This window comes from Dyadobacter sp., from assembly GCF_051859145.1.
Taxonomy (GTDB): Bacteria; Bacteroidota; Bacteroidia; order Cytophagales; family Spirosomataceae; genus Dyadobacter.
The window spans coordinates 1-8,474 of record NZ_JBHYGF010000165.1; the positions used below are offsets into that span (position 1 = coordinate 1).

The following is an 8,474-nucleotide window of genomic DNA, read 5'->3' on the forward strand; positions in this document are numbered from 1 at the left end:
CAAAAACTTACCGCCGGATTTATATAAATTGCCTCTTTAACCAAACACCTTTCCGCATGGCACATACTACCTCCAATCCGAAGATCCACGAAGGCCGCAATCTTAAAAGATTTCGCGAAATGATGAATATCAAGCAGGATTACCTTGCGTTTCAGCTTGGTGAGGACTGGAACCAGCAAAAAGTTTCGCTCCTCGAACAAAAAGAAAAAATCGATGCCGACATCCTCGAACAAGTTTCCGCGATTCTTAAAATCCCCGCTGAGGCAATTCGGAATTTTGATGAGGAACAGGCGATCAATATTATTACCAACACATTTCACGACAGCTCATTTGTAAATCACGATAGTTCATTCGTCAATCTGGGCAATGCAAATACATTCAACATTAATCCACTAGCCGAAGTGAGAAAACTCCACGACGAGAAAATGGAGCTTTATGAAAGAATGCTGAAAGAGAAAGACGAAATGATGGCAAAGTTCGAGCGGTGGATTGAGGAAAAATGAAATTTCGACTTATGATGAGTATTTGAAGGATGAGCACTCGAACGTTTGGTTTATGCACTGAGATAAGTCAGCCAAGTACGGTTTGACAAAACCGTTAAATAAATAGTGCTACTATCATTTCCAAACTGATCGAAAATTTTCTTTTTTAAAGAAAATTTTAAACGCCTTCCCTATATGCTTCACCTTCCCAGAGCCAGATCGATACAAGAAACACATACCTAAGATACAAGTGTCGATAGTGTTTCTCATCACCCTTCTCTGATCTAGCGCCTTCCACCTACCATGAGACAAAGCCTTATTGATCTCATAGATAAAACCATTATCTATAAATACGACCTCCCTTATGCAACGTCGAACATATTGCGCACTATTTTTTCCACATCAGATGACAAATGCTATACAACTATGGATCCAGATTCCTTTGCGGAAATCATCTTTAATTCAATAGTTGAATATGCATTTAATGAGTTTGAAATAACAGGTAAGGATTACTCTGCACTTCACGCAGTAGCGTTAAAAAGCAAGCTAAAATATAACGAAGATTCTGATGAAACAGCCAAAATAAAATATGGGTTTTATGGCGAGGTAATTTTGTTTAGCATACTAATGGTGTTATACAAAGCGAAGCCGGTAATTGCGCGAGGATACTTCTATAATCCGCTAGAAAATGCTGAGACCAAAGGCTACGATTCTTATCAGCTTGTCGAAAATAACGGCCAAACCGAGCTCTGGTTTGGTGAAGTTAAGTTTCATAAAAATCATAAGCAAGCTATAAAAAGCGTATTATCAAATATTGAAAAAGCATTATCTGATGACTATTTCGAGCGAAATGTTATTGCCATACACAATCACAAGAATAATCTAAACATCTCCAACACAGTAGTGGAAAAAATTATCAATGAGTGGGAGACGAATCCAATAATAAGTATTATTGAACAGGCCAAAAAGCACAATATAAGATTGATTTATCCTATATTGCTCTTGTATGAGGAAGATAGCACCGGATATGATGCTAATATAAAAAAGGTGCCAGATCATATTCAAACGGATTATAGCCTCAAAACATTGACATTATCAATCGATTATAGTATATTTTTTATCTTGCTACCAATAAAAGATGTCATTGCTGTAAAGAAACAAGTTATCTCATGGATAGAATCCAAGAAACAGCCACTGTCGTAATTGGCTTGCATAAATATCAGAAAGATCTTATCAAGGATTACGAGCTAATAAGACTCGTATGTGACTACTTTGATAGCATCAAAAAAGAGTATATCTCTCGGTCAGACCTAAGATTTCTCAGATATCTGGCAAATACAATTGGCATTCCTCACTTCTATGAACTTCTGGAAAAATTCAATGTAAAGATTGATTTAGAAGAATATGACCTAAATACTATATCATCCCTGCTGTATGAAAGCACTCTCCACACAGACGAAGATAGCAAAGTACACAAATATCAAAAGCAAGTACTCGACCTCTTTGAATTTGGAAAATTAAATAGGTTCTTCCTATCTGCCAGCACCTCGTTTGGAAAAACTCATATTGTTTATGAGATAATAAAAAAAATGCAATATAAAAATATTGCACTCATATTTCCGACTGTGGCATTATTAACGGAAAATGTTGAAAAAATAAGTACTTCAACGAATTTCAAATATTTCCGAGAGAAATATTTTATACATACGCTAAGTGATATTGAAACATTTGGAGAGAACAACATCTTCATATATACCCCGGAAAGATTTCTATCATTCTTAGAAAAACAAAACAATAAAGTTAACCTTGACTTTGCCTTTGTAGACGAAGTATACAAAATCGACAATGAATACCTGCTGGATGATGAGATTAAAGAAAATGAACGCGATGTAGCTTACAGACTAGCTGTATTTTATACGTTACAAGGTAACACTGACATATTATTTGCTGGCCCTTATATCGATTTTTCCGCTTCCTCTGATACAAATTATAATAAATCCTTCGATACATTTTTAGAGTCGAACAAAATTGAGCTTATTAACTATAATAATTATGAAATTGTAAATAAAACATTTAATGATATAAAGACAAAGAAGAAAGTCAAAATCGACAACACCTTATCATTTAATTTTACTGCAAACGACAAATCCACTAGGTTATTCGAAATTATAACATCTTTAAAATTGATAAATGAAAACACTATTATTTATTGTTCGACCCGAGCTAGTACTGAATCATACGCCAAAAAGATTATTACTGCTGGAATACTAAAAGATCACAATAATTCTGAATATTCAAGTTTTATTAGTCATGTTCAAGAGAAATTTGGCCAAGACTGGGTTATGGTTAGTTCATTAATTAATGGAATAGGTATCCATCATGGACTAATTCCTAAATATATTCAGAAAGAAATTATATCACTTTTCAATCGAGGAAAACTTCGTGTTTTATTATCAACTACAACAATTACCGAAGGAGTTAATACATCCGCTAAAAATTTGGTTGTGCTCCATAGTAAGAAGGGATCCAAGAATTTAAAAAAATTTGACGCAAAGAATATTGCAGGCAGGGCTGGCAGATTTTTGCATCATTATAGCGGAAGAGTGATCGTACTTCAAAATGAATTTATGAGTGCTATTAATTCGTCGCCCGAAGGGATAAAGCATAAAAATTTCGATATACAATCACCAAAGGATGAAATAGATTTGTTTTATACAGAAGACTTATATTTGAGCGATGGAGATCGCAAGAAAAAGATCGACATTCAATTACAACAGTCAGTCCGCAATATACCGGACGAAATTTTAGATCAATTTAAGGTAATTAGTCGTGTAGACAAGCTGACTATCTTTGATCGCATCTCCACATTATCTACCACCGAATTTGAAGCAATTAATGCATTAATTAGAAAAATCAATTCAGTACTAGATATAGATTATGATGGATTTCAGTTAGTTCTTAATATTATCGAGCCAATAGTTAGAAATAAAAATGTAAAGTTTCTAATTGAAAATGGTCGCGAAGTTCGGGAATACTCAACCTTAACGCATTTAGTTCATTTCTATTTGCAAGGTGGATTTATAGGTTCAGTCAATTACCGGGTTCAACAAGGTGATCATATCGACGTTGCAATTAGATCAACTGCTGACTTTATCTATAATACATTAAAGTATCAAGTGGTTAAATATTTAGGCGTATTTAATGTGATGTATAAATTTTATATATCCAGCAACTCGAATAATTCGTTCGAGGATACAATCGGAATTGATCGGCTTATTGTAAAATTAGAGTATAATGCCTTATCAGAAGAGGGAAAAATTGCGAGCGATTTTGGTGTTCCTTCAAGTATTATCGACTACTATGAAAATCAAAGAAATTCAACTAATATTAGGGCTGGTTTTGATGCCTACGAGGCAACTGTTTTTGAGAGGATTGATGCTATAATAAACAAGAAAGAATAAATTAAAGCTAACTTCTTCGATCTCAAACGAGCTGGTAATTAGCTATATCCACTCCAACTCCACCCCTTCCCCCACCAAAAACCCCTGAAACCCCTCCAATAACCCCTTATCCTTCCTCACCTTTCCCGGAGCTACCTTCTTCTCCAAAGCAAACTTCACCAACAACCCCACAGCCTCCCCGATGCTCCATTCCACCGGGTGCAGCCGGTAACACCCATTCGTAATATGCGTAGTGCCAATATTCTTGTTAGCCGGAAGTAGGTTTTCCATCCGTATGGGCAGCAGGGCGCCGAGGGGGATTTGGAATGGCAGGGAGGCGAAGTCGATGTAATTGTCGCCGGCGCTGCTGGGGTGGAGGTCGATGTGATAGTAGCCGATGCCGACGCTGTCGGAGAATGTGGCGGCTTTGGTTTTGTCGCCTGGCGCGCCGTTTGCGACGGCCATTTCGCGGTTTGCGGCGCCCACATGTTCTTCCTTGATGGTGAATAGTGCCTTAATGCGCCGCGATTCGCGGACGTAGGGGTATTTGGCGAGGCCGTCGTCGGTGCCCATGATGTCTTTCCGGAGGCGGATGCCGGGCCAGCCTTTGCCGCCGTCCGGGCGCGGGGCCTCGGTTTGCAGCCAGTAGAGGAGCGAGAGGCTGAGCTGTTTGGCGCGGTCGACGTGCTTTCGGAAATCCTTTTCGCTGGCACCGATGAGGTTGCCGAGCATATAATCGTTTTGCGGCCAGTTGACGATCGTGATGTCGCCCGCGTAGGTGCCGGGCGTGAAGTTTTGGCGGCTGATGATGCGGCGGTACAGCCAGAGGTTGAGCGCGTCGCCTGTTTTGATGCCTTCCGGGTGGAAGCCAAGCGTTTTCGGTTCGAGCGTTTTGGGATTGGAGTACGCCAGGTCCAGCAGCCTGCCCGACCAGGGTTTGGTCATTTTCGGGACATAGCTTCGCCAGAAATCATATTCAGCAGGCTTTTCGATGACGTGGTTTTCGCCCGGCCGGTAGTCGATCGCGAAGCACATCGTGAATGCCTGCACATTGTCGGGGTTCCCTTTTTCAGGGGCGTGAAGCTCGCCGGTTTCGGCTTTGGACTCGGTGCCGGTGACAAACTCGGTACCAGTCAGAGGCAGCAAGTCGCCCAACTCGGTAGCATCCGCAAAGTACGGCGCCGACAAGGTAACCCGCCGCCCCGTGCGCGTGCTCACGACATCGAGCGACTTCACGCGGTTGCCCTGCACTTCGGCAGATACGGCTTTGTGCTCGGTAAGCAACGAAAGCCTGCCGGAACTGAGGTAAGGCGCCAGCATTTCATTCAGCACCGACACCGCCACGCGCGGCTCGCAGCAAATCCGCGACACCGCCCCATCGCCGGGATTGAGGTATTTGCGGCTTTTTGCTTCGTCGGTGAGGGGGTAATGTTTGATGTAATACTCCCGGATCGCGTCGCGGAAATCACGGTATGCCTTTGGAGCTCCGTGCGTTTCGATCCATTGATGCTCGTCAGGCGGTACGCCTTGCTGGGAGATCTGGCCGCCTAGCCAGTCGGTTTCTTCTGTGAGAATTACATTTAAGCCATCTCTTAATGCGGCGAGCGAGGCGGCGCAGCCGCCGAGGCCTCCTCCGGCGACTATCAGGTCGGCGGTTAGGGTTTCTTGGGGTTTCTTTTCATGCAAAAAAGGTTCGGACTGTTGAGCCGAACCTTCTGTTGTTGTTAGTGCACTTACTAGTGCTATGTTTCCTAGAAAGCTTCTTCGCTTCATTTACTCTTTTTGATTTGTTAGTATTAAAATTTGTCATGCTGAGCGCACCGGGCCGCCGGGCGGTCGAAGCACTTTGCACCATGCTTCTCTCTTGTTAGTAGCTTTGTGCCCTGCCCTTCGACTGCGCTCAGGGTGACAAGGGCGCATTGTACAAGTTGCCTCTTCACCTGTCACCCGCCTTTGTCATGCTGAGCGCAGTCGAAGCAACGTGCACGAAGCGCACGCTAGCTCACCTTACCCATCACAACCATCTCCTCCATTGTAGGACTTGGCACCCCACCTTCCTTCTCCAAAGTAATCGCAAAGGCCACTGCACCTGGCTTTGAGTTTTTCATCTTCAAAACCTTCCCAGAAAACTGATTATCCAGCATTCCCATATCCACCGGCTGACCACCTACGATCGTCCAAAGCTGGTATTGCTTGCCAGCAGGTGCCGCCGGGAGGTTCTCCACATCCAACATTACTTCATTGGTTTTCTGGTTCCAGAATGCGGCTACGCTGCTTTCCGGAGATTTCGGCATTCCGGCCATTTTTACCACTTTATATTGTGGGTTCCGGTACATTCCGGCAAGTGACTCGGTGTATGTGAGGCTATTTTTCATTCCCTCCATCTCACCCTTCATACTGCCCACCTCAGCGGCCAGCTGCTCGTTGTTCTTTCTATATTCGCCCATTTGCATGGCCGACCAGCCAGCGAAAAGAGCGAGCAGTATCGCAGCAGCAACTGAAATTTTGGCCCACAAAGGGGTTACTTGCCTGATTTCCATCTCAGGTCTGTCGAAAACATCAACTATAACCTTACCACCCTCCGCCTCTACAACCTTGGGGGTTTCAATGCTGTCGTTTACCCTTACCGTTTCCTGAGTGCCGGTGTTATCACCGTTTTGCGTGTCGTTATTTGTATCACCGGCGGAATCAAAATTCATCAATGCGAAAATTGACTCTTTCAATGAAGCCGGCGGAGGAGTCTGGTGTTTTAATGCATATTCTTCTAAAGCATTTTCAGTCCTCAATAACTCTTCCTTTATCTCCGGGTAAATATGAGACATACACTCCACTTCCTGCTTTTCCTGAGGAGAAACAGTGCCCAATACATATTCTTCCAATATGCCGGACTCTATGTATGCTTGGATATTCATGCTGCAAAGTATTGTTTTAACTCTTGTAACGCAGTTCGGATCCTCGATTTTACCGTGCCCAGCGGAATGCTCAGCTCTTCGGAAATCTCTTCATGAGTGTACCCCTGGAAATACGCCATGTCAATGAGAATTTTGCGCTCGGGACGAAGCATATCAATGATTGCCTTCATATCCGAACTCGTTGTCTGTAAATCTTCGTACGCGTCTTTTTCATTCCTCACCGCCACGTCTTCTATATCATCCATTAACGGCTTTCTGCCTTCTACCCTCACCGCATCAATTGCGCCATTACGCGCTATGTTCATAATCCATGTAAACAGCCGTCCCTTCTCCGGATTATATGAAGCTATATTTTTCCAGATCTTAACGAATGATTCCTGTAATACATCTGCGGCTTTCTCTTCGTCCCTTAGTGTTTTTGAAATGATATTAAACAAAGCGCCCGAGTAATGGTCGTACAGGAAATCGAAGGCCACCTTCTCATTCCTTTTGAGAGCCAGCACGAGTTCCTCTTCCGAGTATTTTACCTTGCTTGTCGCCAAGAGTTGCTTAATAGTTAATTGTGCATTACTTACTGGCAATCTAGCGAAATTTCCTAATAACCAGTCTGCGCGATTGTAAATTATTGTCACGCCCGACCGCCCCCTCAAACCGCCGGATTGCACATTTTCAAATGAAGGGTTGGGAGTTAAATAAAGAGCGATCATGTTAGTGTGTTTTCAATCATATACGATCAAATACACGCAGTTAGATCAAAAGGTGTGCGTTGATTTTCAAAGCTTTTACTTTCTCAGCTTCTCGACGCGCCAGAGGGTCAGAACAAGAAAGAATGCAATGAGGCTCAGCAGGTAAATGACGTTGCGTGAATCGACCAACCCTTTGCCGAGTGCCAGATATTGCTCGTCCAGCGCGATCCATAAAAACAGCTTCGATAATACGCCGGTACCGAGCATCTGGGACACAGCGCTGAAACCAACGTACCAGATAAAGGCGATGAACACACCCAGGATAAATGCCACAATCTGATTGTCGTTGAGCGACGAAGCCCACAAGCCCATTGCTACTACCGCCCCGCTGAACAGCAGCAATCCGATGTAAGATCCCGCAACTGCGGCTGAGTCGATATTTCCGACCGGACTACCGAGTTGATAAATGCTATAATAGTAGATCAGTGTTGGCAACAATGTCAATAGAACAAGACTCCAGTTCGCCAGGAATTTACCAATTACCAGGTCTGCATTGGTGATAGGCTTGGTAAGCAACAGTTCAAGGGTACCGTTACGCGCTTCTTCGGCGATGGATCGCATGGTCACCGCCGGGATCAGGAAAAGGAGCACATAGGGGGCGAGGCGAAAAAACGAGCCCATATCTGCATAACCGTAATCGAGGATATTTGAATCCGGAAAAACCCAGATAATCAGCCCAATGGCAGTGAGGAAAACGACCATCACCATATAGGCGATCAGCGAATTAAAAAAGCTGCCAATCTCTTTGCGGAAAATTGCAAACACTGTCTTTATGTTAAAATATCAACTTTTAAAAAGCTATTCGAAAACGGGTTTATCCCTGCGGATTATTGCAGCTACGATCAGGGCAATTATAAATCCGGTCACCACATAACCCAGTACTCCAATTACAAA

7 protein-coding genes are annotated in these 8,474 nt (G+C 43.1%); 3 read left to right on the forward strand and 4 right to left on the reverse strand.

Features of this window, described 5'->3' with window-relative positions:
• Positions 1 to 56: 56 nt before the first annotated feature.
• The 3 genes from ACTIE6_RS11045 (at position 57) to ACTIE6_RS11055 (ending at position 3,943) form a co-directional block, all read left to right on the forward strand.
• A complete protein-coding gene (locus ACTIE6_RS11045; protein WP_439556686.1) occupies positions 57 to 503 on the forward strand; it encodes a helix-turn-helix domain-containing protein in 447 nt (148 codons plus the stop codon).
• A gap of 405 nt (positions 504 to 908) precedes the next feature.
• Positions 909 to 1,685, forward strand: a complete 777-nt coding sequence (locus ACTIE6_RS11050; RefSeq protein WP_439556687.1) for a HamA C-terminal domain-containing protein — start codon at positions 909 to 911, stop codon at positions 1,683 to 1,685.
• Positions 1,652 to 3,943, forward strand: a complete 2,292-nt coding sequence (locus ACTIE6_RS11055) for a helicase-related protein (RefSeq protein WP_439556688.1) — start codon at positions 1,652 to 1,654, stop codon at positions 3,941 to 3,943. Before ACTIE6_RS11050 ends, ACTIE6_RS11055 begins: the two co-directional genes overlap by 34 nt.
• A 42-nt stretch (positions 3,944 to 3,985) precedes the next feature.
• Here the strand turns inward: ACTIE6_RS11055 and ACTIE6_RS11060 are convergent, their stop codons facing one another.
• The 4 genes from ACTIE6_RS11060 to gldF form a co-directional block, all read right to left on the reverse strand.
• Positions 3,986 to 5,695 carry an FAD-dependent oxidoreductase gene (locus tag ACTIE6_RS11060; protein ID WP_439556689.1) on the reverse strand — a complete coding sequence of 570 codons (1,710 nt, stop codon included), beginning with the start codon at positions 5,693 to 5,695 and terminating at the stop codon, positions 3,986 to 3,988.
• A 224-nt stretch (positions 5,696 to 5,919) separates the two neighbouring features.
• Positions 5,920 to 6,834, reverse strand: a complete 915-nt coding sequence (locus ACTIE6_RS11065) for an anti-sigma factor (RefSeq protein ID WP_439556690.1) — start codon at positions 6,832 to 6,834, stop codon at positions 5,920 to 5,922.
• Positions 6,831 to 7,376, reverse strand: a complete 546-nt coding sequence (locus ACTIE6_RS11070) for an RNA polymerase sigma factor (protein WP_439556691.1) — start codon at positions 7,374 to 7,376, stop codon at positions 6,831 to 6,833. Before ACTIE6_RS11070 ends, ACTIE6_RS11065 begins: the two co-directional genes overlap by 4 nt.
• Before the next feature lie 240 nt (positions 7,377 to 7,616).
• Entirely contained in the window at positions 7,617 to 8,345 is a 729-nt protein-coding gene (gldF, locus tag ACTIE6_RS11075; RefSeq protein WP_439556692.1) for a gliding motility-associated ABC transporter permease subunit GldF, read from the reverse strand.
• Positions 8,346 to 8,474 lie beyond the last annotated feature (129 nt).

What these genes read in the sequence shown, in the direction of transcription:
- ACTIE6_RS11055 (WP_439556688.1), top strand. Translation starts at nt 1,652, where the DNA reads ATGGATAGAATCCAAGAAACAGCCACTGTCGTAATTGGCTTGCATAAA.
- ACTIE6_RS11045 (WP_439556686.1), top strand. Translation starts at nt 57, where the DNA reads ATGGCACATACTACCTCCAATCCGAAGATCCACGAAGGCCGCAATCTT.
- ACTIE6_RS11050 (WP_439556687.1), top strand. Translation starts at nt 909, where the DNA reads ATGGATCCAGATTCCTTTGCGGAAATCATCTTTAATTCAATAGTTGAA.
- ACTIE6_RS11060 (WP_439556689.1), bottom strand. Translation starts at nt 5,695, where the DNA reads ATGAAGCGAAGAAGCTTTCTAGGAAACATAGCACTAGTAAGTGCACTA.
- ACTIE6_RS11065 (WP_439556690.1), bottom strand. Translation starts at nt 6,834, where the DNA reads ATGAATATCCAAGCATACATAGAGTCCGGCATATTGGAAGAATATGTA.